Origin of the sequence: Halomonas sp. NPDC076908 (assembly GCF_050269715.1) — a bacterium.
GTDB lineage: Bacteria > Pseudomonadota > Gammaproteobacteria > Pseudomonadales > Halomonadaceae > Vreelandella.
Map to the genome: position 1 here is coordinate 135,680 of NZ_JBNNIW010000003.1, position 24,185 is coordinate 159,864.

Below are 24,185 nucleotides of genomic sequence, written 5' to 3' on the forward strand. Positions count from 1 at the left end.
CCATCATACCACCGCAAAAGCGGCAAGGGCAGCCAGGGAGCTCACCAAAGCCTTTTAGGGTATAAATGCTTCTTTCGGCAACGTTAGTGCATGCAGCGTCTCACGCACGTCTCCTTCTATTGCAGCGGCTTTATTTGCTCGCATATCAAGCAGCACAAAGGTCAAATCTGCCTGGGCAATTAAAATACCGTCTTTACGCACAATGCGGTGATGGCAAAGCCCACTGCGATCTCCGACGTCAACAATTCCCGTCATAATCTCTAAATCATCGCCGTGACGCGCAGCCGCTAGATAGTCAATGTTTAAATTGACGACGACAAACGCACGCCCAGCCTGCTGGAGTTCCTTAATCATTTGCGGGTGCTGATCAAAAAAATCCCAGCGCCCTTCTTCCATAAACTCTAAATAGCGAGCGTTATTCACATGCCCATAACCATCTAGATGAAAACCGCGAACACGTAATTGAACCCGCGATAGCGATACCGTCATAACTCCACCTCCTATCCAATTAGCAACAGCTCAATCAAACATAAGTTTGAAACACGTGCAACAATGTTGATTGGCGTAAGCATGCTGGTAGGAATGCCCCGCTTTCGCCATAATGTGCCACCTTTTGAACAGGATTGGCCTCATGTGGTTTAAGCACTTGCATTTATATCGCCTGCACGACGCGCCCGAACTATCCAGCGATGCGCTCGCTAGCGCTTTACAAGAGCATTCCGCAAAACCACTCGGCAATGCCGATGCGCGGCGCCTCGGCTGGACAGCGCCCGCAGGACGTCTAGGCGCGGGCCAACTCGTTCACGAAATTCAGTCACATCGCCTGCTCTCCGCGCTACGTCAGGAGCGCTTATTACCCGCCTCTGTCGTAAAAGAGGAGGTCGACGAGATGGTTGCCGACATTGAGGCCAGTGAAGGCCGTAAAGTGACCCGCAAAGAGAAGACCGCATTTAAAGAGCAGGTTACCGAGAATTTAATGCCCCGCGCCTTCGTTCGTAGCCAGAAAATTGACCTGTGGTGGGACACCCGCGGACAGTTGATCGGCATTAATGCCAGTTCGCGTACACGCGCTGAAGATATTCTGGATTTATTGCGTGAAACGCTGGGCAGTTTAAAAGTCACGCCGCTGAGCTCACAAACGCTGCCGATCCGCGCCATGACGACTTGGCTGGGCGATGTGACAAGCCGCCCTGCGGATTTACAGCTTGGCGATCAAGTGGAACTCAAAGCCAAAGGCGATGACGGCGTGCTACGGGCACGGCAGGTCGACTTAGATAGCGATGAGATTCAGCAACTGCTTGAAAGCGGCCGCCAAGCCAGCAAGCTCGCTATCAGCCTAGAAGGCCGTTTAAGCTTTGTACTGCATGATGACTTGGCGCTGAAGTCGTTACGCTTTGGCGATGCCTTAATTGAAGAGGCTGACCATGCTGACGATGGGGATGATGCCCTTGCCCGCCTGGAGACTGACTTTATTTTAATGGCACAAGCGCTATCTACGGATGTTCCTCGCTTGTTAGAGTGGCTAGGCGGCGAGACGCAGCGGGAACCTGCAGCTCAATAAAAGCTCTATTGCCTTTATTTTGCACTTCGCCTCGATGCTATTAATCGATACTTATTTTTTTATCCAACGGTTCGCATGACTCATCACAACAACGCTCTCAACGCTTCTACCGAGACAGACCCGTGGGCCGAGATTCGGCCCTTTATGGATCATGAAGTGGCCGATGTACTGGCTAGGCTTTCACGGGACAACGAGCTGCTGGATGCGCTCACACGCTTTCGACTTCCGCGCTTAGCGCGTTGGGCGCCTTCATTGGCACGTGCTTTTGCCAGCCGCGCTATACGCCGTGAAGTTAAAGATGTGTCGACGGTTTACGAATTTCAAATGCGCATTGCTCATTATATGGAGCGCATGATTCGTACCACTACAGATGCGTTTGAAGTCACTGGGCTAGACAAGCTAGAACCCCAGGGCGCCTACCTATTTATTGGCAATCATCGCGACATTTCCTTGGATCCAGCGTTTGTTAACTATGCCCTGTACCAGGCAGGGCGCGATACGGTGCGCATTGCTATTGGCGACAACCTGCTCAAAAAACCTTACGTCACCGATCTAATGCGGCTCAATAAAAGCTTTATTGTGCCGCGCAGTGCGCGGGGTAAGCGCGCGATGCTCGCCGCCTACCATCAGCTTTCCGCCTATATTCGCCATACGATTACCGAAGATCGGCACTCGATTTGGATGGCCCAGCGCGAAGGACGCGCCAAAAACGGCATCGACCATACCGAGCCCGCCATCATCAAGATGTTAACCATGGCAAGGCGTGCCTCTGAGCGAGACATGGTGTTTGGCGAGGCCATTGAAGAGCTAAAACTGGTGCCCGTATCAATTAGCTATGAATATGACCCCTGCGATGTGCAAAAAGCCCAAGAGCTGCACGATATCGACACGCTAGGTAGCTACGCTAAAAGCGAGTTTGAAGATATTCGCTCTATAGTGGCGGGCATTACCGGCTCGAAAGGACGGGTGCGGCTACACTTTGGTAGCCCGGTAGGCGCCGACATGGAAACACCCGATGAAGTGGCGGCTGAGATTGATCGCCAGGTAATTGGCGGCTACCGCCTGTTTCCAAGCCACTATTTAGCGCTGGAAGCATTGGGTGAGGCGCCGGAACTGGTGGCTCGTAAAACAATCACTCGACAAGATAGGGAGCGCTTCAAAGCCCGCCTTGCCGATGTACCTGAAGCGTTGCGGCCTTATTGGCTTGCTCAGTATGCAAACCCCGTTAAGCACAAAGCCGGTCGCCTAACGCTCTAAATCAGTGCTTTAATCTGACGTTTTACGCGCTCATTTTAATATCAGGCAACTCATGCCCGTTGGCGGAAAAAATGCTATGGTCAAAGCATTAATTGGTCCTGTTTGACATCGACGTCAATCGCGACCCTGAGGAGACTCCCATGTCCGGTTCAGAAATCCAGAAAACACGTGTTATTAACGAACTGCGTGGTTTTATACGCAAGCTATTGCAAGACCCAAAAATCCTCGAGCAATCCCTTACGATTGCCAGGCAGCAGCTAACCGAAGGTAATAGCCCAGCAGCCATGGCGCGGATTGCTAACGAAATATCCGACACCACGAGTGTGCATATTCCTGAAGATCCTGCGGAGCACTCTGAGGCTGATAAACTCTTTTTAGAGCTGCTACGCGAAGTGGTCCAAGAAGAGCAAGCGCTGTATTAATAGCTATCGAAAGCAGCGTCACCGGCGAAGCGTCTAGTCACTTCGCCGCTTTTTTTGTCATCGCCTTATCGGCACCCTTATTCAATCGGAATTAACCTTCACCATGTCTACTACTGCCACGCGCAACATTTTGGTGACTAGCGCGCTCCCCTACGCCAACGGAGCCATTCACCTCGGTCACTTGCTTGAGTATATCCAGACTGATATCTGGGTGCGTTTTCAGAAAAGCCGTGGCCAACAGTGCTACTACGTCTGTGCCGATGACGCCCATGGCACCGCTATTATGCTGCGTGCTGAGCAGGAAGGAATTACCCCGGAAGCGCTGATTGAGCGAGTTTCCAACGACCACCAAACAGATTTTGCCCGTTTTGGCGTCGGATTCGATAATTACCACTCGACTCACTCCACGGAAAATCGCCATTTCAGCGAGATGATCTATAAGCGCCTGCGTGACAAAGGCCATATTGCCACCCGCGATATTGAGCAGATGTTTGATCCGCAGAAAGGTCTGTTTCTGGCGGATCGCTTTATTAAAGGCACTTGCCCCAAATGTGGCGCCGATGATCAGTACGGCGACAACTGCGAGAAATGTGGCGCTACCTACACTCCCGCCGACTTGATCAATCCAGTGTCGGCTATTTCAGGTGCCACGCCCGAAGTACGCACTTCTACCCACTACTTCTTTAAGCTTCCTGATTTTGCTGACTTCTTACAGCGCTGGATTGACGACGGCCATGTTCAGCCGCAAATCCGTAATAAGCTGATGGAGTGGTTTGAGTCTGGCTTTAACGAGTGGGACATTTCCCGCGACGCGCCCTACTTTGGCTTTGAAATCCCCGACGCGCCCGGCAAATACTTCTATGTTTGGCTGGACGCGCCGATCGGCTATTTGGCCAGCTTCAAGAGCCTATGCGATCGTGAAGGCATTGATTTCGACAGCTACTGGAAGAAAGGCTCTAACGCCGAGGTATATCACTTTATTGGCAAGGACATTGTCTACTTCCACGCATTGTTCTGGCCCGCCATGCTGCACGGTGCTGATCTGCGCACGCCCACCGCAGTTAACTGTCACGGCTTCCTGACAGTAGACGGCGCTAAGATGTCAAAATCCCGCGGTACCTTTATCAAAGCGGCCACCTACGCCGATTATCTTAACCCAGAGTACTTGCGCTACTACTTTGCCGCCAAGCTGACTTCCAAGGTCGATGATCTGGATTTGAATCTGGAAGATTTTGCAGCGCGTGTAAACTCAGACCTGGTTGGCAAAGTGGTTAATATTGCCAGCCGCTGCGCCGGTTTTGTGAAAAAACTCGGCGGTGGGAATCTCTCGGCACACTGCGCCGAACCGCAGATGGTGGCGCGTTTTATTGCCACCGGTGATGATATTGCCGAAGACTTTGAAGTACGTGAATTTAGCCGGGCAATGCGTAAAATTATGGAGCTGGCGGACGAAGCCAACACTTACATTGCCGATAAAGAGCCCTGGGCACTGGCCAAGCAGGATGGACGGGATAACGAAGTATTAGAGATATGTTCCGTCGGTATTAATCTCTTCCGCCAGCTAATGGTGTATCTAGCGCCCGTAGTGCCGGCCATGGCTGAAGAAGCACGTCAGTTTCTTAACGTTGAGTCACTTGACTGGCACACTCGTCAAACGGTATTGACCAATCACCCAATCAAAAAATTCAAGCCGCTGATGACGCGCGTCGAGCGTGATAAAATTGACGCGATGATTGAAGCGTCGAAGGAAGATTTAGTGGAAGAGCAAAAACTCAAAGAGGCGCCTAAAGGCCCGCTGGCAGAAGAGCCCATTGCTGAGGAGATCGACTTTGCCGCCTTTGCCAAGGTCGACCTACGCATTGCGCGCATAGTCAAAGCCCAGTATGTCGAAGGTGCCGATAAACTCTTACAGCTAACCCTCGACTTAGGCGGCGAAATGCGCAATGTGTTTTCCGGCATTCGTTCCGCCTACGCGCCGGAAGCATTGGAAGGTCGCTTGACGGTGATGGTCGCCAACTTGGCGCCACGCAAAATGCGTTTTGGCATGTCGGAAGGCATGGTGCTAGCCTCAGCAAATGAAGAAGGCATTTATCTGCTCTCCCCTGATGCGGGCGCCGAACCGGGCCAACGCGTTACATAATCAAGTGAAACGCTGCAAGCTGAGGGCAGTGGCGGAAGCCCTGCCCTTTTTCGTTGTTGCTCACTGTCTGCCAGCACAGTAACGGTGTAAACCAACACATAAGGTAACCGCTCATCAAGCTTTCACTCCCCCCTCTAGCCAACGGGCTTATTTCTTCGCACAATACACCGCCATGAGTGAATTATTTATCATTTTGATCAGCACTGCATTGGTCAACAATTTTGTGCTGGTTCAGTTTTTGGGCCTGTGCCCGTTTATGGGTGTCTCCAATAAACTGGAATCGGCCATGGGCATGTCCCTGGCCACCACCTTTGTGCTGACGTTGGCATCGGCGGCTAGTTTCGTGGTTTATCATGGTCTGCTGGTGCCACTAGATATTACTTATCTGCGCACTATTAGCTTTATTGTTGTGATTGCTGCCGTCGTGCAGTTTACCGAAATCATGGTACGTCAGTTGAGTCCGCTGCTACACCAAGTGTTAGGCATTTTCCTGCCGTTAATCACCACCAACTGTGCGGTGCTGGGGGTTGCGCTGCTATCACTGAACCGTGAGCTCAGCTTTTTTCATACCACTCTATATGGGTTGGGGGCAGCACTTGGGTTCTCGCTGATATTGGTACTATTTGCCGCCATGCGTGAGCGCTTGGCAGGGGCGGATATTCCTAAGCCATTCCAGGGCGCTGCGATTGCCATGGTCACCGCTAGCCTTATGTCGCTGGCGTTCCTCGGGTTTTCAGGGTTGGTACAGGGATGAAGGCCGCAGACAATGAGTGACACGTTCAGTGCTATTAATATCATTAGCGCAGTGGCGGTATTAACCGGCTTAGGTGTCGGCTTTGGTGCCCTGCTGGGCGTGGTCAGCGAACGTTTCAAGCGTGAAGATAACCCGCTGGTTGAGCAAATTGATGCGCTACTGCCGCAAACTCAGTGCGGCCAGTGCGGCTACCCAGGCTGCCGCCCTTACGCCGAAGCCATCAATCAGGGCGATGCGCTGAATAAATGCCCACCCGGCGGCGAAGCGACGATTCACGCCCTAGCCAATCTTCTCGGCCGTGAAGCTGAACCTCTTGATGGTGAAGCTCAGAGCGAAGCCAAAGTAGCGTTTATTCGCGAAGCAGAGTGTATTGGCTGCACGAAATGCATTCAGGCCTGCCCGGTCGATGCAATTATTGGGGCCGCCAAGCTAATGCATACCGTTATTGAAGACGAGTGTACCGGCTGCGATCTCTGCCTTGATCCCTGCCCGGTTGACTGTATTGATATGCTGCCTCGCTCAACACCGCTAACCCAGTGGCAACCGGCCATCATGCCTTCACCCCGTGTGATTGTCAGCGACCGTATTAGTGCATCAGGGGGTGTTCATGTCGAGCGCTTATGATTTCCCCGGTGGCATTCACCCACCGCAGCGCAAACAGCGCTCCAATCAAGCAGCGCTGATTGAAGCGCCACTGCCCAAACGAGTAGTTCTTCCGCTTCAGCAGCACAGCGGCCAGCCCGCAACCCCCTGCGTTGTGTTGGGCGACGTGGTAAAAGTAGGCAGTGTGGTAGCTAAACGTGAGGGCATGATCTCAAGTGACTTACACGCCACTATTAGCGGTATGGTAGGCGAGATTAGCGCCACACACATTACCATCGAAGGTGATGGGCAAGACGAGTGGCAGCGGCTGCCTCACCTTGATTGGCAAAGCGCTGCCCACGAAGCACTACTCACACGCCTAAGTGAGAGCGGCATTGTTGGGCTGGGTGGTGCAGGCTTCCCTTCGCATATTAAAGCGCGGGTGGTCGAGCGCCATACTATTCACACACTGGTCATCAACGCCGCCGAGTGCGAGCCCTATATCACAGCGGATGATCTTACCCTGCGCCACTACCCTGCTGAGGTGCTCGAAGGCGCGCAGATCATCGCCAAACTGTGCGGCGCGCCGCATATCATTATTGGCATTGAAGATAATAAACCCGAGGCCATTGAAGCGCTACAACGTGAGCTGCAACTCGATCTAACGAATAGCCACCAACCCGTGCCTGTTGAGCTAGCCGTCATTGCCACCCGCTACCCCAGCGGTGGCGAGCGTCAACTGATTAAAAAACTGTTAGACCTTGATGTGCCCAGTGGTGGGCTACCCGCGGATGTAGGGGTGCTATGCCATAACCCTGGCACCCTGCTGGCAATATTGCAGGCGGTACGCGATGGTCAGCCGCTGATTTCCCGGATTGTCACCTTGACTGGCGATGCGATTACTCAGCCCGGCAATCGCTGGGTGCGGTTGGGCACCTCTGTAAAAGAGCTGCTGGAACAAGCGGGGCTGAACCCGTCAGGGCTAGATCAGGTTATTCAGGGCGGCCCAATGATGGGCACACCGCTGCTAACGCTAGACACACCGGTGACCAAACTCACCAATTGTTTAATTGCCGCCACTATTGATGAACTCCCCCCATCTCCAGTGGAATCGCCCTGCATTCGCTGTGGCGAGTGCGAAAGCGTTTGCCCAGTAGCGCTGCTGCCGCAACAGCTGCACTGGTACGCCCGCGCCGAAGACGATGCCAAACTGGCGCGCTACCACCTGTTTGACTGCATCGAGTGCGGCGCCTGCAGCTACGTCTGCCCCAGCCATATTCCACTGGTAGTAGATTACCGCGAAGCAAAAAGCCGGATACGCTTGCAACGCATTGAGACAGCGAAGGCAGAGTACGCTAAACACCGCTTTGAGTTCCGTCAAGCACGGCTTGCTCGGGAAGAGGCTGAAAAACAGGCACGCCGTGAAGCACGCCAAGCGCAACAGCGCCGCACGCCCACCAGTGCCGCGGCCAGCAGCGATACTGCCGATTTACGCGGACTGCGGATTGCCCATGCGGCTGCCAAAGCATCGGTCAAAAAGGCGGAAAAGACCCTGGCGCGGGTGGCCCAGGAAGACCCCAAACAGCCCTTAGATGATTTAGAAATGCAGCTTGCCACCGCCCAGGAGAATTTACGGGCGGCAGAGTTGCAGCTTGCCCAAGCGCGCAATCAGCAGCCCAGTAAGGAATCACCATGAGCATGATGCACGCCTCTCAGGTGAACGACGGCAACTCCGCAGCGATACCTGCCACGGCGAGCTTAATGCGCTGGGTAATCGTTGCGACGCTACCCGGCATCGCCACCATGAGCTATTTTTTTGGCCTTGGGGTGATCAGCAATGTCTTACTTGCCGCAACCTTCGGGGTCGCCCTTGAAGCAGCGTTACTACATCTACGCAAGCGCCCCATCCAGGTAACCCTGAATGATTCAAGCGCCCTGCTTACCGGGATTTTATTGGGTGTATCGCTGCCCCCCGCCAGCCCTTGGTGGCTAATCTTTGTCGGGATGGTCGCAGCGATAGTGGTTGCCAAACAGCTATACGGCGGTTTGGGCCATAACCCCTTCAACCCTGCCATGGTGGGTTATGCGCTGCTGTTGGTTTCCTTCCCTACCTACATGACACTATGGGCGCCACCCCAGGCGCTAATGCCGAGCGGCTTCTGGAGCCAAATCACCGGAACGCTGCCTACCGCCCAATTGGATAGTTTAAGCGGCGCCACGCCTCTCGATGCCTTTAAGCATAAAGGCGGCGCCCTGCTTGCCAGTGAGTTCTGGGCAACCAATCCATTGCCCGAGGGCACCCTGAGTGCCTGGCGATGGGTGGGGCTTATGTGGTTAGCGGGCGGTCTACTGCTGCTAGTGAAGCGGATAATTAGCTGGCATATCCCGGTAGCGATGCTGGGAAGCATGGCGGTACTGGCGACGCTATTTTACCTAAGCGACCCAAGCCATTTCGCATCACCGCTGTTTCACCTACTTACCGGGGCAACGCTATTCGGGGCGTTCTTTATTGCTACCGACCCCGTTTCCGCCGCGAGCAGCCGACGCGGAAAACTGGTTTATGGGGCGGGCATCGGCACACTGGTTATTATTATTCGCACCTTCGGTGGCTACCCGGACGCGGTGGCGTTTGCAGTCTTGCTGATGAACCTGTGCGTGCCGCTATTGGATATATATAGCGTGCCACGCCCCACTGGTCAGCGAAAATCCCAGCCAGCAAAGTCGGGAGAGCAGGCATGACAGTGTTTCAAGCCATGCAGCGCGGCGCCCTCGCCTTAGGCGCCTTTGCTCTGGTGACGGCAGGCAGCGTGGCATTAACCCGTGCACTAACCGCCGAACGCATCGCCAATCATCAGTTAGCTTACCAACATCGCCAGCTTCAAGAAGTATTACCCCCAACCTTGGCAAATATACCGGTCAGCCAGGTATTGGAAAGCACCTTTACCCTCGCCAATCCAGAAGCACTCGGGCTACAGAGCGAAAGCCAAGGCTGGTGGGTTAACGATCAGCACAACAGTGCAATCATTTTTCCCGTTGTGACGCGGCAAGGTTATAACGGCGAAATCCGCTTACTTATTGGCATTGACCAGCAACAGCGTATTAGCGGCGTGCGGGTTACCCAGCACCAGGAGACACCTGGGCTAGGCGACGATATTGAGCGCCGCCGCAACGACTGGATCACCCAGTTTAATGGCCTGGGGCTTGAGAGTTTGCCGCCAAGGGGCTGGGCGGTGAGCAAAGACGGTGGTTACTTTGACGCCTTTACCGGTGCAACCATTACCCCTAGGGCCGTGGTCAATGCGGTGCACAGGGCGTTGCAATACGCCGCCGACACGCCACTACCAATGACACTTGAGGAGCCCGGCCAATGAGCCTCACTCCCATTAGCCAATGGCGCCAACTTGCCCGTGATGGGCTTTGGTCGAATAACCCCGCGCTGGTGCAACTACTGGGGCTTTGCCCGCTGTTAGCGGTGAGCGGTAGCGTGGTCAATGCGCTGGGCTTGGCAATTGCCACGCTAATGGTGATGGTCGGCGCCAGCACGGTGATTTCGCTGATTCGCAACCAAGTACCTAATGCCGTGCGTCTACCTGCTTTTGTGATGGTGATTGCCGCCTTTGTAACCTGCGCCGAAATGCTCATGGCCGCCTACGCCTACCCACTCTATCAAGTGCTGGGTATTTTTATTCCGCTGATCGTTACCAACTGCGCCATTCTTGGCCGTGCCGATGCCTTTGCCTCACGTCAACCGGTGCTGCCAGCTGCCATTGATGGCTTTATGATGGGGTTAGGTTTTGCTGTGGTACTCGTGGTACTGGGCGCCCTACGCGAGCTACTTGGCCAAGGCACGCTATTTAGCGATATGGCGCTGTTATTTGGGCCACAAGCAGCCAGTTGGCAACTGACTATTGCCGACGACTATCAGTTTCTGTTTTTTGTTCTGCCGCCCGGGGCCTTCTTTGTGGCAGGCATGTTAATCGCCCTTAAAAACGCCATTGATCAGCGCAGCGCTGCCCGCGCCCGGCCAGACGCAGCCGCCCCACGTGTTGAGCGTCGCGTAAGGGTTACCGGCACCATTAAATAACGGCATGCTTCAAAGCGCTTATATAGCATCGCTCGTATACATAAAGAGACACGCCATGAATGCCCAAAAGCGTCATGAAATTTTTGCTCGCCTTCAGGCAGAGAACCCCCATCCCACTACCGAGCTTAATTGGAATACGCCCTTTGAACTGCTGGCGGCCGTGCTACTTTCCGCACAAGCCACCGACGTGGGAGTGAACAAAGCCACCGCACGCCTCTATCCCGTTGCCAATACTCCCCAGGCGATTATTGATCTGGGTATTGATGAGCTGAAGGCACACATTAAAACCATTGGCTTGTACAACACTAAAGCCGAAAACCTAATGAAAACCTGCCATATGCTAGTCAACCTGCACGGCGGCGAAGTGCCTAATACCCGGCAAGCGTTAGAAGCCCTGCCTGGCGTAGGCCGTAAAACCGCCAATGTGATTCTCAACACGGCGTTTGGCCAACCTACTATGGCGGTGGACACGCATATTTTTCGTGTCTCCAATCGTACCGGTATTGCCAAGGGGAAAGATGTAGTTGAGGTGGAACAGAAACTGCTGCGCCATGTGCCGAAAGCATTTTTACAAGATGCCCACCACTGGCTGATCCTGCACGGCCGTTACACCTGCATAGCCCGCAAGCCGCGCTGTGGTAGCTGCATTATTGAGGATCTGTGCGACTATAAAGACAAAACCGAAATCGCATAGACGGAGTCCTCCATGCCTACCCCCGCCACGCTGCTACACGACCAGCCCATCGAGCAGCGCATTGATGCGCTTCTGGACCTCTCTAAGCAACATGCGGAGCACTTCTGTAGCCCTGGCGCATGGCTGGCTCGGCAACGCTATATGGCACAGCACCCGACCTCCATTGTAGTAATGAAGTGCATGGATGGGCGCATTCATATTCCCCACGCTACCCGCACACCGCTAGGCATTATTACCCCGTTTCGCAATCTGGGCGGTATTTTTGATCTGGGCTGGCCCTATTTGGGTGAATTGTTAACCGATACGGTAGTCGATTCGGCTCAGGCGGGGCGGGCTACGCTAATGTTGATTACCTATCACTTTTCCAGCGGTAACACAGCCCGCGGCTGCGCTGGTTTTAATTGCGATACACAGGCCGCTAAAGCACACGCCTATGAGATTGCCGAACAGGCGGGCAAGCTATTTGGCCAAGACCACCAACAGGTTTACCCGCTGGTGTGCGGTTTTGAAACCGATAGCGATGCACTGATTCTTCATGGGCACGAAGGCGAAACACTCGATGTGCGTGAATGGATAGGACACGCCCCCGAAGTGTTAAGCAATCAACTCAATGCCATTTGCCCAGACATGCCCCACGCTATGCAGCGTGATTTACTCCCCCTGCTAGAAGGCAACCTAACCCACGTTAGTGAACTGCAAGGTGTTGAGCGAGAGCTTGATATTGAGCACCGCGAATGGGTGATCTGCATTGGTCGTGGTTTTGATTTCTTACACCTGCCCAATACTGCCTTGATTATTGGGCCTTACGGACCTGATTTAGCAGCCCCCATTGGCACAGCGGCCATTATCATTGATGCCAATATGCGCGCAGGGAGAATTCCAGACGATGGCTTTATGCTGCTGGCGTCAACGCCCTACCAGCACAGTGGCGTCGACCGAGCCCGCGCTGAGCTTAAATCACACTTTCTGTCAGATTTTGCAGAGCAGGTCATTCGCCAACAGCACCCTAAGCTTGCGCAAAAAATGCGCCGCCATACCGCCGTCGTGCACTGGCCAACGCGACGTTTAGACCGGCTTGATTAGCGTCTCGAGGACCCTAACAACTGCCGATAGGCCTCGCGCCAAGCGGGCCACTGCCAAGCGGTAGTATCAAGGGGCTCAGGACGACTAACCGGGTCAGTTAGCCAATCATAAAGCCGTGCGTAAAGCCCTTCCCGGGTGCCATCATAGCGATAGGCAGCAGGGTAAAGCGCAGGAAAGCATAGCCTATCCGGCACTAATGGCAGCGCCCCACGCTGAGCCGCTTCCATAATTGCCAGCCCCTGAAACTCGTGCCAAGTGGTCGACACCACTATACCAGCGCTATCCAGCAACTCACGATACGCTGCCTCTGGCTGCGGCCCCCAGGCGATAATATGCTTTGCCAGCCGCTGCTCCGCCTCCTCAAAAATAGCGGGTGTTTGGCGAAAGCGCTGACCCAGTACCGCCAGCTCAAACGCTACCCCGGCATCGCTTAAGGCAAACAGCACTGCAAAGAAGTCATCCGGATTTTTGTCATATTCCCAGCGATGATTCCAGACGATACGCTGTGGCACTGTTGTTTTAACGGCCGATTGCTGGCGAGGCGCAGAGCTATCCGCAATCGGAACCGGCAATACCTTGGCCCGCTCGCGTAGCGCTTCCAATGGTTTAGCGGCGGGGAGATTTTCCGGCATTTTTTTTAAAAAGGTCCGCGCACCATCAATAAAGGAGTCGCGATTGTAGGCGCTGTTAAATACCACGCTATCCGCGGCTAGCGCCGTATAGAGGTTAACCATCTTGGCTTCCACTTGCGGCATCTGATCGCTTGATTCCGGATAGGCAAACTGGTTTTCATGAAAGTAGACGATCTTTTTTGCCTGGCCAAGATGTGGGAACAGCCCGATCAACGTGGCGAGATCAACCATTGAGGTGGCCAGCACCACATCAAACAATTGGCTTAAAGTGGCGTGCTCTTTTAACATCCAACTCAAGGGGTTACCGCGAATGCGCCAGGCAAAGTGGCGTGGCGGCAGGCTCAATAACGTCCACTCAATGTCATCAAGCTGCGCCATTAAACTCTGCGCCCAGTAGCGGTGACTGACGGCTTCATAAGCAGATAACAGTAATACCCGCATTAAAAGCCCTGCTGCTCGAGCTTGCCTGCCAACATTTCTAGCACTTCAATACCCTGAACATCAGTCGGTAACCAGGGCAAGGTGGGCCGCGGTAAACGAGCAAACAGCGTATCAATGCGCGCCAAGTAACTCGCCTCCTGCTCTCTACGCGCTTGCAGAAAAGCCCCGTCTGCATCGGCAGGTATCACTCGATTAATCAGCGTACCTGCAACGGGTATATGCACGTCTTCTAACGCCCGAACAGCACGATCGGTCTCTAGTATTGGCAGCCGCTCTGGTGTCATCACAAACAGGAAGCTGCATGCCTTAGGGTCTTCAATACGGCGTCTTGCTTGATGAAATAAGCGGCGACGAGTGATTAGCGTTTTAGCAACATCGCGGGTACGCTCGTCCAAATCATCCAGTGGGTCTTCAGTAGGATCGTCAAAAGGCGTTGCCACATCGCGACCGCGTTTAGGCGTCAGATGATCCAACACCTTACCCAGTTCAGCCGATTTACGGTTATGGGTCAGCAAACCATCGGTCCAGGCGGCCATAGCTTCGGGGAGGGTTAGAAGCCTTAGCGTATGGCCCGTTGGTGCGGTATCGAAAATAATAAGGTCGTAGGGAGCCGTGTCATCCACCATTAAGCGCGCAAGCCGCTCTAGCAATGCGGCTTCCTGGGTGCCCGGCGATTGACGGGTTAGGCGCATCTGGCGTTCCAGCTCCTGCATCATTTCAGGAGCAGCGTAGCGGCGCATCTGCTGCGTGACCCGCTGTAAGTGGGCCTCTACCTCAATATCAGGGTCGATTTCCATAGCATCAAGATTAGGTAGCAGCCGACGCGGCACATCGCCCAGCTCACGATCAAACACATCGCCTAGGCTGTGCGCGGGGTCTGTGGACACCACCAACACCCGTTTCTCCCGACTAGCGGCAAGCACCGCTAACGACGCCGCCACAGTGGTCTTACCCACGCCCCCTTTGCCACCGACCCACAGTAGCCGACGGTTAAGTACTGCTTGCATAGCGCTTCTCACTTATTCGGCATAGCGCGTTTAAGGCAATAGAAACGCACAGTTATCGATAACATCAATACGCTATTCACCACTCACGATTCACTCCTCACTCCTCACCATCATTAACAACAGCGAAAATGATCCAGCGGCGAGTGCTCCATTCCCATCCGCTTGTGCCAGTCGTGAAAACGCTCAAGTAGTAGCGGCTGAAGCTCAAGGGTGTAGTAAGCGGCAGGATTCTGTAACCCCATCATTTCAGAAAATACTAACAGCATAAACAGGTCGTCTTCGTCGCGTCGCGCCCGAGCAATAGCTCCCCGATAGCGCGAACTATACACCTCTTCAGTAAAGAAACGGGCCTGGTCCAACCAGGCCCGTACCTTGTCACGACGCGGCGACGACCCATTGCCCGGGTCATCGTGCATAAGCTTTACTCCTCCATAGCCCGTGCAGACATAGCCAGTAACAAATACCCACTAGCGTTTAGTCACCTTGAGCGGCCATTTCAGCCCGTGAACGTTTGAGGGCTGATGCACACTCCATGGCTACCATAATGGCTGCCACCAGTACCACAATGTCCAGTACCAGCAGGAACATATTGCCCTGATTCCAGAACGTACGCAGTTGGATGAGCAGCGCTAAAATCGTCATCACCAGCAGGAAGCATAATGGCGCCAACGTGAACCACATAGGGCGTCTCATGCGTACCAACATAACGGTAATGACCAGTAGCGTTAGGCCTGCCAGCAGCTGGTTTGTGGTGCCAAATAACGGCCAGATAATCAAGCCACCGGACCCATCGGCGCCGCCTGCACCAAATGCCAGTAGCAAGCAGCTACCCACCGCTAAGCCTGTCGCAATAGCGGGCTTCTTCATCCACTGCTGGTTATAGATATCGCCCCACTCTTGAAAAATATAGCGCTGCAAGCGCAGGCCGGTATCCATGGTGGTACCTGCAAATAGCGCCGCCATGACGGTTAGCAGTGTTGCTGCGGTCACTTCCGGCAAACCTAAGCCGTTATGAATAATGAACGCACCGCCTTGCACAAAGGCATTGACCCCGCCCTGCCCAAAGGAGGTATACATGGCCTGCCAGTCGCCTAAAGTGGCAAACCCAGCGGTGGCTGCCAATATTGCTGCCAGGGCGAGCATACCCTCGCCTACAGCGCCGAAATAACCGACAAAGCGCGCGTCGGTCTCTTTGTTCAACTGCTTGGATGTTGTGCCGGAAGAGACCAAACCGTGGAAGCCCGATATGGCACCACAAGCAATAGTGACAAATAGCAGCGGTAATAACGACGGCGTACCTGCAGGGACATCGCTATTAAATGCTGGCGCCACTAGCGTTGGATTTAAGAGTACTAAGGCGCCATACAGAATCAGCAAACCAATAAACAGCTGCAGACCATTAATATAGTCCCGTGGCTGAAGCAGCATCCAGACCGGCAATAGTGAAGCAATCGCGGCATAACCAAATAGAATCAGAATCCAGATGGCATTGCCCGACATACCCGCCACTTCAGCAGGCATTTGAATGGGCACCGATGGCCCAATACCGATTAACGCGTACAGCGCCACTACGCCAATCACAGAAACCACCGCCAAACTCATAATACGACGGTAAATCATTTGACCAATGATTAACGCGACAATGATAGCGCCCCACACAGGAACCACGGCGCTGGGGAAGTTCATCATCAACCCGGCAATGACCACCGCGAATACCGCGTTAACCATCAGCAAAACCAAGAAAATAACGATCATAAAGATACTGCGGGCACGCTTACCAACCACATCGCCAGTGAGAGCCCCCACCGATTTTGCCTTATTGCGTACACTGGCCCAAATGGCACCGAAGTCATGGATACCGGCAAAGAAAATGGTGCCGAACACTACCCATAAAAAGGCTGGTGCCCACCCCCAGATAACGGCAATGGCAGGGCCCACAATGGGAGCAGCGCCTGCAACAGAGGTAAAGTGGTGGCCCCATAAGACAAACCGATTGGTCGGCACATAGTCAATGCCGTCCTCAAACTCATGGGCAGGGGTTTTAAAATCAGGGTCTAATTGATAAATCTTCTCCGCAATAAACTTGGAGTACACGAAGTACCCCACGGCCATTGCGCCAAGACCTACCACTAACAGGAAAATAGCACTCATGGGCGCTGCTCCTTTGGGTTTGGTTGTTATTGTTTATTTACTAAACCAGGGAATAGACACGCGTCTCAACTTACAGAGTGGTATGAGTAAACGGGTAAGTCCATAAGAATACAATTTTAACAGCTTGAATTGATTCTAAAGTCTTAGTTGTCAGGCCCTTTTACTTATACATTCTGCTAAAGCGACGCTTCACTGCCTATATCGGTATAAGCATTCGGCCAAGGTCGTCTTGGCTGCCCCCTTACATCTCACTAGACTGATAGCCATACATCGCTTGTTGATGCTGCACTTATTGCTTGAATTCAGGAGTTTAGGCAGCTCTAACACTAATAATGACAGGAGAACTCCATGGTCAAAGTGCTCGTAGTCGATGACGAACCCAACATTGTTTTATCGCTAGAGTTTTTGATGGAGCAAGCGGGCTTCGAGGTGGTCACCGCTGAGGATGGCGAGCAAGCCTTGGCTCGGGTTGAAGATACTCGACCCGATTTATTACTGCTCGATATTAGCCTACCAGGCATCAGCGGTTTTGATGTGTTAGAGCGACTACGCAGTAAAGAAGCAACCGCACAACTACCTATTATTATGCTGACGGCCCATGGACGCGATGTAGAGCGTGAAAAAGGTATGGCGTTAGGTGCCGATGACTATATTACCAAACCTTTTTCGACTCAGTCATTGGTTGAAAAAGTTAAAGCGCTACTCAACGAGGAGCAGCCATGACGCGAGGTGGGCTGCCCAAGCGTCAGCGCCTGATTGGCATCTGGCTTGCGCTGAGCGGCATCAGTCTGCTCGGTGGCGCTATTTTTGCTGCTTGGCTAGATACTCAACTCGCCCCGACGGGCATCGCCCGAATAGCGCTATGGCTAGGCAGCTTTTCTGGCGGCGCAACAATTTTTTTCGTTGGTTTAGTCCTCGAACGGATGCTGTTTACACCGCTGCGCCATTTACAGGTGCAGTTAGCGCGCTTGGTCGCCACCCCCGATGCCCGGGATGAGCACCCGCCCGAAGGTTGGCTGAAAGGCCTGGGGCCAGATTTACGCCGGGTGCGCGAAAGCTGGCGATCGGATCGCAGCCGTTTGGCGACGGCTCATGCTGAGGGTGCACGTAGCGCCGCACGCATTCGCCAGGAGCTGGAAACGTTACTGCAAGTGCTTGAAACACCGCTGCTGCTGTGTGACCACCATCGCCGAGTGATGCTATTCAATCAGGCGGCTGAGGACTTTTTTGTAGGTAATACAGGCCTTGGTTTAGGCAAACGCCTGGAAGCCCTGCTTCCCGTTACTAGTCTGCAGCAGGCCCTAAGCCAGCTACCCAACGACGGCTCCCCACGCGAACTACTCGCCCCCTGTGATGATCGTTGGCTGAAAGTCATTCTGCGCCGCGTGCCGGGTAGCGATGGTGAAACGCTGCTGACGTTTAGTGATGCCACCGCGTCGTGGTCGAGCGAAATGGGCGTTAGAGCAGAGCTTGCTGACATGCTCACACCGCTGCGCCAGCATACCGCCAGCTTGACCAGCGCTGCCGATGCGCTGATCGAATTGCGCCATCAAGGCGATGCCGACACATCGTTATTACGCCAACGGTTTGAGCGGGTTATTCATGAAGAGGGCAAAACACTGGGCGACAACGTCGCTAAAATCGGCCAGCTACTTGATGAGATGCAGCATCAAGGCGAGCGCTTAACGCCGATGTGGTCGAACGATTTTTGGCAAGCACTGGATGAACGGCTTGATCCCGAACACCGCCTAATCACCCCTGTAGGCATGCCTGCATGGTTTAAAGGCGATGCCCCTGCACTGATTGCGCTGTTTGACTCTTTGGTAAAGCACCTTAGTACCCACCTTCCCGAGAGTGGCTTTGAGGGTGAAATATGCCTGGGTAATAAGCGCGTCTACTTGGATCTTATTTGGCATGGCAAAGCGATACCCGAACATGAACTAGCTGAATGGCGTCAGCAGCCGCTCACCTCACTGCCGCTCAATCCTAGCGTTGCAGATGTGCTACGCCAACACGCCAGCGATATTTGGAGCCTTGCTGACGAGGATGGCGCGCATGCTCGCCTGCGTCTTCCGCTTCCCGCTATGGAACGGGTTGGTGCCCCGCGGGAAACGGCGCCCCCTCGTCCGGAGTTCCACGACTTTGGCATTGCCGATCTTCCCCCGCCAGATGAGGCCCTCGCCAGTCGCTCACTGCGTAGTTTAGAAGTCGTGTCGTTTGATACTGAAACCACGGGGCTTGAGCTGCGCCGTGGCGATACGGTTATCAGCCTGGGGGCCTGCCGGGTGGTGAACGCTCGCTTGCTGGCTAGCGAAGCATTTGATCAAAAAGTTGACCCACAGCGGCCCATCCCGCCCGCTAGCACCGCTATCCACGGCCTAACGGATGCCGATGTGATGGGGGCGCCGCCACTGGATATTGTGCTCACCCGGTTTCGTGACTACGTAGGGGAAGCGGTGCTATTAGCCCATAATGCGGCCTTTGATCTGCTTGCCATCAGCCATAAAGGGGTCACCTTTGATATTCCCGTCATTGATACCCTGCTGATTTCCCGGGCGCTGGATGAGGCGCTAGATGGACACGATTTAGATAGTCTTGCCCAACGTTACGATCTGGTATTCCCGCCCGGCACCCGCCACACTGCATTAGGCGATGCCCGCGTGACCGCTGAACTATGGCTTGCGCTTCTGCCACGCCTGGAGGCGAGGGGCGTCGATACTCTTGAGCAACTGCTCGCGCTGCAAGCCAATGCCTTTGACCGACAGGATGCCAGTGCCTCATGAAATCCTCAGGCGTAAAATCACGACAAGCAGAGCGTTTAACGGCCTTAGTGGCGATTGCCTTGCTGCTCTTCTGCCCACCGCTGATTATTGTGATCGATCGCCTACCTTCATTTAGCGTGGGTTGGCTGCCACTCTATTTGTTTATCGCTTGGGCAGTAGTGATCGGTTTAACCGCCTGGCTGATGGAACATCGCGCGGGGCGCTGACCATGCGCACAGATCCTATTATTCTCGGTACCGCCTTTGGCTACTTGGCACTGCTGTTTGTGGTGGCCGCCTGGGGTGACCGGCGTGCCGAACAAGGGCGGTCGTTGATTGGCTCACCAACGGTATACGCCCTTTCCATCGCGGTGTACTGCACTGCCTGGACGTTTTACGGCAGCGTGGGCCGGGCAGCAGAGCATGGCCCAAGCTTTTTACTTATTTACTTAGGACCGACGTTGGCCATGCTATTGGCCCCTTCGGTTATTCGTAAAATGGTGCGTATCGCCGCCCGCCAACGCATCACCTCGATTGCCGACTTTATCAGCGCCCGCTATGGCAAAAGCACTAGCTTAGGGGCGCTGGTTGCCTTGATGGCACTGATCAGTATCACGCCCTATATCGCGCTGCAGTTAAAAGCCATTACCGTCAGCCACGCGGTATTGATCAACTACCCCTACACCGCAGACACCACCTTGGTGGATGAGCGTTTCTGGATGGATAAATCCCTTTGGGTAGCGCTGGTATTGGCGGTGTTTATTATTCTGTTTGGTACCCGGCATTTGGATGCCAGCGAACGCCACGAAGGCATGGTGGCAGCCATCGCGCTGGAGTCGCTGGTGAAGCTGGTGGCCTTTATGGCCGTCGGTGTGTTTGTGGTCTTTGTTATGTTTGAAGGGCCCGGCGCACTGTTTGCACAAGTTGCCGCTACGCCAGAGCTGGTAAACAGCATGGGATTAGATAGCATGCCGGGGGGTGCCACAGGATGGGTGGGCATGCTGGTGCTGGCTTTTTTGGCCTTTTTAACCCTGCCCCGCCAATTCCAAGTGCTAGTGGTTGAGAATGTCGATGAACAGCACTTAACTCGAGCGAGCTGGCTTTTCCCCCTCTATATGCTGCTCATCAATCTATTTGTGATTCCGATTGCGCTAGCCGGTTTACTGCTAGGGGTAAGCGCAGGCGACCCGGATAGTTTTGTGTTGACCCTACCGCTCTCTGCTGGGCTTGAAGGATTACCACTACTGGTCTTTATTGGCGGTCTTTCCGCTGCCACGGGCATGGTGATTGTTGAGACGATTGCACTCTCAACCATGGTCAGTAACCAATTGGTGATGCCGCTGCTGCTGCGTTCACGCCGTTTACACCTGAGTACCAAGGGTGAGCTGGCGGGCTGGCTACTGGGCATTCGTCGCGTGGCCATTGTGCTTATTCTGCTGCTCGGCTATCTCTATCATGCGCTGATTGGTGACTCCTATAGCCTAGTCACTATTGGGCTGGTCTCGTTTGCCGGCGCCGCGCAGTTTGCCCCTGCCCTATTGATCGGTCTTTACTGGCGCGGCGCGACTCGCCAAGGCGCCACTGCTGGCTTAATTGCCGGTTTTTTGGTTTGGTGCTATACGCTGCTGCTACCCGGTTTTGCCCAGTCGGGTTGGCTCAATGCCACCCTGCTCACAGAAGGCCCTTGGGGCATCACATGGCTTACGCCGTATGCGCTGTTCGGGCTTGAAAACTGGGATATTTATAGCCACTCGCTGCTGTGGAGCATGTTGGCTAACGTGGGGCTTTTGGTTGGCATTTCGCTGTTTACTCGGCAGACGCCGCTTGAGCAAACCCAGGCGGCGCTTTTCACCGAAGCGATGCATCCCAATCTGCAAACCACATCGCTATCTACATCACTATGGCGTGGGCAAACTACCCAAGGGGCGCTAAAAGAACTGCTTGTTCGCTATCTGGGTGCTCAAGCTACCCGCAGGGTATTTAGTCATGGCGGGGCGAAAGCCGCTTATTCCGCTGATGAACTTGCCACTGCCGAACTGATTACCCGCGCAGAGCAGGCCCTGGCGGGGTCGCTGGGCAGCGCTTCTGCGCGGGTACTGATCAACTCAGTTGTCCGCGGCGAGGCACTGGATATCGAGTCGATTCTGAGTATTCTTGATACCACTTCGCAGACCCTTGAGTACAACCGACGCTTAGAGCAAAAATCTCAAGAGCTAGTGCAAATCGGCGAAGAGCTACGCAGCGCCAATGAACGGCTGCGTGAGCTAGATCGATTAAAAGATGAATTCGTCGCCATGGTCAGCCATGAGCTGCGCACGCCGCTGACGTCGATTCGTGCGTTTGCTGAGATTTTGCGCGATAGCGGCCAGCTACCCGACGTAAAGCGCCAGCACTTTCTCGGCGTGATTGTTCATGAGAGCCAGCGGCTCTCCCGCTTAATTGAGGAGATACTCGACCTTGCTCGCCTTGAGAGCGGTCGTTTAACGCTTAACCCGGTGCCCCTGGATCTTGCGGCACTCACCCGGCATAGCATCGACGCGATTGCACACTTACATGAAGAGCGGGGAATTGAGCTCGACGTGAGTCTTGAAGCTGACCCCGCGATGGTGGTGGGCGACCATGACCGTTTAGAACAGGTGATTATTAACCTGCTTGATAACGCCGGTAAGTTTGCCGACCGCCATCAGCCAAAAGTGCGCCTATCGCTTTATCGCCATCGGCGTCATTTCCGCTTAAGCGTCGAGGATAACGGTGCCGGTATTAGCGCTGATGAGCGGGAGCGGGTATTCGAGAAATTCCATCAAATCCAGCAAGACGATGATATTCCCAAGGGGCGGCCTAGAGGGAGTGGATTAGGGCTGCCGATTAGCAGGGGCATTATCGCGCATCTGGGGGGGCGGCTTTGGGTGGAGGATGCTAAAACCTTAGGCGGTGCCTGCCTGACCCTGGAATTGCCAGCGGCGCCTGATGATACTCATCCTTAACCAGACCAGCGTTATACGCTTTTAACGCGTTGAACAAACGCTCTAATCTGCTGAAGATCAAACTTCAATAACAGCCGCTCGTCTTCACGCAGGCGGCGTAGGTCAACCCACCCATCGGCAGTTTGACCACAGGCTTTGTTATAACGCTGCTGATCCAAGAGAAGCTGCTGAAGACGCTCAAACGCTGCCACCAGCAACTCCGATTGCGTCGAGGTTAGCAGCACGTTCTCGGTATGGCTCAGTGCCATCAGACGCTCACAGGTGGCTATTTCTCGCCGCGCGTGGCGCGCACAAAGTAACCGCGCGGCGCTGATCAACGGCATTAAGCCTTGATGCTTGAGATTAATGGCTTGATCGTGGGGAGCATCAAGGATTGGATTTGAAGCAATGCGCCCCAAACGATCCAATGCCACCGGCAATTCATCGAGTAGCGCCGCCATTTCATTCATAAACAGCGATGCTTTGGGGAGGAGTGAAGCAATAATATCGCCCAGTCGTTCGGCAAGCGCCGCATTACCTGCCACCGGGGTAAAGTCGAGCAAAATATTGGTTTGCTGAACCCGTTTCACTTGGCGGTCAGCGCTCCAAATTTCTAGCTGCGCTTGCCACTCACGTAACCGCTTGCGCCACATGGGCCAGCGGGCCATCACATGGCCTCGGCAAAGGGGAATGCCGGCCTCATCTAGGCGCTGGGTAAACCGCTCGCCCAGCGCCTGAAAGTAGCCGTCGATCTCAACGTGACGATGATCAGGGTAGTCATCGATAATCAGCGCATTATCCTGATCGGGGCCAAGTAGGCTCTCATAGCGTGCCGCGGAACCCAGCATTAATACGCAATAGTCGACTGGCGGTTCGCCCCACCCTTGTGCCTGCATTTCGTCGAGCGATAGCGCGATGGATTGGCGATAAAGCCAAGCATTGTGGTCACTAATAATGTGACTAATACGCCAGGCTGGCAGGTCGTAGCGTACAAGCGTTTCAACCAGCGACAGTTGCCAGGCATACGCATCGGGCAATGAAACAGGTGGGGGAGAAATTTTAGTGAACAGCGCGTTGAGCGGCGCATTAATTGCATTGGCATTTAACTTACCGTCATCGTTTAGCAGAGCGCGCCAGGGTGAGGCCCGGTGGACAACACGCATATGCCTCCCCTTCTCTTTATCGTGACAGCTTAAGAATTAGCCTTCGCCAGCGCGACGCGGGTCTGGCTCGAACATCGCATCGCCAACTTCATCAATATAGCGCTGCGATTTGGTCACCATCATGGCATCACAAGCTTCACGGGCTGGCAACATATCTGAACGCTCGAAGCGATGTTCAAGCGTTTCACCTGCATTGCCCGGCTTACGAATAATACCGCTTACACGATACTGGCCGCTTTGATCGTCCGGCTGAGACACGATCTCATAGCCTTTGTATCCAACAGCCTCAGCAGCTTTGGTGGTAGCGCCGGGTGACGTTTGACGATCACCACCAAAGAGTCCGGATAATAATTTTTTAAGCACAGTTACCCCTTAACTTGGTTGGGCTACGGCGTTAGGGCGGCGCGGGGGCACTGTGAACCCATCCGTGGGCGCTACTTTCGCCATCTGACCGCCATGAATGGCGGAAATGCCGGAAATGTCAGGAACA

23 protein-coding genes are annotated in these 24,185 nt (G+C 54.2%); 16 read left to right on the top strand and 7 right to left on the bottom strand.

Annotated features, from left to right (window positions below; all coding sequences use genetic code 11):
• Positions 1–54: 54 nt before the first annotated feature.
• Entirely contained in the window at positions 55–489 is a 435-nt protein-coding gene (locus ACQKE4_RS02865; protein ID WP_427386803.1) for an acyl-CoA thioesterase, read from the bottom strand.
• 142 nt (positions 490–631) lie between these two features.
• Here ACQKE4_RS02865 and ACQKE4_RS02870 point away from each other — a divergent pair, with 142 nt between their 5' ends.
• From ACQKE4_RS02870 to ACQKE4_RS02925, 12 genes are all read left to right on the top strand, one after another.
• Positions 632–1,561 carry a recombination-associated protein RdgC gene (locus ACQKE4_RS02870; RefSeq protein ID WP_427386804.1) on the top strand — a complete coding sequence of 310 codons (930 nt, stop codon included), beginning with the start codon at positions 632–634 and terminating at the stop codon, positions 1,559–1,561.
• Positions 1,562–1,636: 75 nt separating this feature from the next.
• Positions 1,637–2,818, top strand: coding sequence for a 1-acyl-sn-glycerol-3-phosphate acyltransferase (locus tag ACQKE4_RS02875; protein ID WP_427386805.1), 1,182 nt, complete (start codon positions 1,637–1,639; stop codon positions 2,816–2,818).
• A gap of 140 nt (positions 2,819–2,958) precedes the next feature.
• A complete protein-coding gene (locus ACQKE4_RS02880; protein ID WP_427386806.1) occupies positions 2,959–3,240 on the top strand; it encodes a hypothetical protein in 282 nt (93 codons plus the stop codon).
• Between the two features lie 103 nt (positions 3,241–3,343).
• A complete protein-coding gene (metG, locus tag ACQKE4_RS02885) occupies positions 3,344–5,380 on the top strand; it encodes a methionine--tRNA ligase (protein WP_427386807.1) in 2,037 nt (678 codons plus the stop codon).
• A 172-nt stretch (positions 5,381–5,552) separates the two neighbouring features.
• A complete protein-coding gene (gene rsxA / locus ACQKE4_RS02890) occupies positions 5,553–6,134 on the top strand; it encodes an electron transport complex subunit RsxA (RefSeq protein WP_215093050.1) in 582 nt (193 codons plus the stop codon).
• A 12-nt stretch (positions 6,135–6,146) separates the two neighbouring features.
• Positions 6,147–6,758: an electron transport complex subunit RsxB gene (gene rsxB, locus ACQKE4_RS02895; RefSeq protein ID WP_427386808.1), complete on the top strand. Its 612-nt coding sequence runs from the start codon at positions 6,147–6,149 to the stop codon at positions 6,756–6,758.
• On the top strand, positions 6,742–8,412 hold the full coding sequence (rsxC, locus tag ACQKE4_RS02900; RefSeq protein ID WP_427386809.1) for an electron transport complex subunit RsxC: 1,671 nt from the start codon (positions 6,742–6,744) through the stop codon (positions 8,410–8,412). Before rsxB ends, rsxC begins: the two co-directional genes overlap by 17 nt.
• Entirely contained in the window at positions 8,409–9,455 is a 1,047-nt protein-coding gene (locus tag ACQKE4_RS02905) for an RnfABCDGE type electron transport complex subunit D (protein WP_427386810.1), read from the top strand. The genes rsxC and ACQKE4_RS02905 overlap by 4 nt, the downstream gene beginning before the upstream one ends.
• A complete protein-coding gene (rsxG, locus tag ACQKE4_RS02910; RefSeq protein WP_427386811.1) occupies positions 9,452–10,087 on the top strand; it encodes an electron transport complex subunit RsxG in 636 nt (211 codons plus the stop codon). Before ACQKE4_RS02905 ends, rsxG begins: the two co-directional genes overlap by 4 nt.
• Before the next feature lie 11 nt (positions 10,088–10,098).
• Entirely contained in the window at positions 10,099–10,800 is a 702-nt protein-coding gene (locus tag ACQKE4_RS02915) for an electron transport complex subunit E (RefSeq protein WP_427386868.1), read from the top strand.
• A gap of 55 nt (positions 10,801–10,855) precedes the next feature.
• Positions 10,856–11,494 carry an endonuclease III gene (gene nth, locus ACQKE4_RS02920; protein WP_427386812.1) on the top strand — a complete coding sequence of 213 codons (639 nt, stop codon included), beginning with the start codon at positions 10,856–10,858 and terminating at the stop codon, positions 11,492–11,494.
• A 12-nt stretch (positions 11,495–11,506) separates the two neighbouring features.
• The gene (locus tag ACQKE4_RS02925) at positions 11,507–12,577 is read left to right on the top strand and encodes a hypothetical protein (RefSeq protein WP_427386813.1); all 1,071 of its coding nucleotides are present in this window, start codon (positions 11,507–11,509) and stop codon (positions 12,575–12,577) included.
• Here the strand turns inward: ACQKE4_RS02925 and ACQKE4_RS02930 are convergent.
• The 4 genes from ACQKE4_RS02930 to ACQKE4_RS02945 form a co-directional block, all read right to left on the bottom strand.
• Entirely contained in the window at positions 12,574–13,650 is a 1,077-nt protein-coding gene (locus tag ACQKE4_RS02930; protein ID WP_427386814.1) for a tRNA-queuosine alpha-mannosyltransferase domain-containing protein, read from the bottom strand. The genes ACQKE4_RS02925 and ACQKE4_RS02930 overlap by 4 nt on opposite strands.
• A complete protein-coding gene (locus ACQKE4_RS02935) occupies positions 13,650–14,657 on the bottom strand; it encodes an ArsA family ATPase (protein WP_427386815.1) in 1,008 nt (335 codons plus the stop codon). Before ACQKE4_RS02935 ends, ACQKE4_RS02930 begins: the two co-directional genes overlap by 1 nt.
• Positions 14,658–14,770: 113 nt before the next feature.
• On the bottom strand, positions 14,771–15,073 hold the full coding sequence (locus ACQKE4_RS02940) for a cory-CC-star protein (protein WP_427386816.1): 303 nt from the start codon (positions 15,071–15,073) through the stop codon (positions 14,771–14,773).
• A 58-nt stretch (positions 15,074–15,131) separates the two neighbouring features.
• A complete protein-coding gene (locus ACQKE4_RS02945) occupies positions 15,132–16,808 on the bottom strand; it encodes a carbon starvation CstA family protein (RefSeq protein ID WP_427386817.1) in 1,677 nt (558 codons plus the stop codon).
• A 348-nt stretch (positions 16,809–17,156) separates the two neighbouring features.
• Here ACQKE4_RS02945 and ACQKE4_RS02950 point away from each other — a divergent pair, with 348 nt between their 5' ends.
• The 4 genes from ACQKE4_RS02950 to ACQKE4_RS02965 are packed head-to-tail and all read left to right on the top strand — an operon-like array spanning position 17,157 to position 22,553.
• Positions 17,157–17,531 carry a response regulator transcription factor gene (locus ACQKE4_RS02950; protein ID WP_427386818.1) on the top strand — a complete coding sequence of 125 codons (375 nt, stop codon included), beginning with the start codon at positions 17,157–17,159 and terminating at the stop codon, positions 17,529–17,531.
• A complete protein-coding gene (locus ACQKE4_RS02955; protein WP_427386819.1) occupies positions 17,528–19,591 on the top strand; it encodes an exonuclease domain-containing protein in 2,064 nt (687 codons plus the stop codon). The genes ACQKE4_RS02950 and ACQKE4_RS02955 overlap by 4 nt, the downstream gene beginning before the upstream one ends.
• Positions 19,588–19,797 (top strand): hypothetical protein, encoded by a 210-nt coding sequence (locus ACQKE4_RS02960; protein ID WP_427386820.1) that lies wholly within the window; start codon positions 19,588–19,590, stop codon positions 19,795–19,797. Before ACQKE4_RS02955 ends, ACQKE4_RS02960 begins: the two co-directional genes overlap by 4 nt.
• Before the next feature lie 2 nt (positions 19,798–19,799).
• The gene (locus ACQKE4_RS02965; protein ID WP_427386821.1) at positions 19,800–22,553 is read left to right on the top strand and encodes an ATP-binding protein; all 2,754 of its coding nucleotides are present in this window, start codon (positions 19,800–19,802) and stop codon (positions 22,551–22,553) included.
• 11 nt (positions 22,554–22,564) lie between these two features.
• Here the strand turns inward: ACQKE4_RS02965 and ACQKE4_RS02970 are convergent, their stop codons facing one another.
• Together ACQKE4_RS02970 and ACQKE4_RS02975 are read right to left on the bottom strand one after the other, a co-directional pair.
• Positions 22,565–23,695 (bottom strand): DUF294 nucleotidyltransferase-like domain-containing protein, encoded by a 1,131-nt coding sequence (locus ACQKE4_RS02970; protein ID WP_427386822.1) that lies wholly within the window; start codon positions 23,693–23,695, stop codon positions 22,565–22,567.
• Between the two features lie 36 nt (positions 23,696–23,731).
• Entirely contained in the window at positions 23,732–24,058 is a 327-nt protein-coding gene (locus tag ACQKE4_RS02975; RefSeq protein ID WP_427386823.1) for an HlyU family transcriptional regulator, read from the bottom strand.
• Positions 24,059–24,185 lie beyond the last annotated feature (127 nt).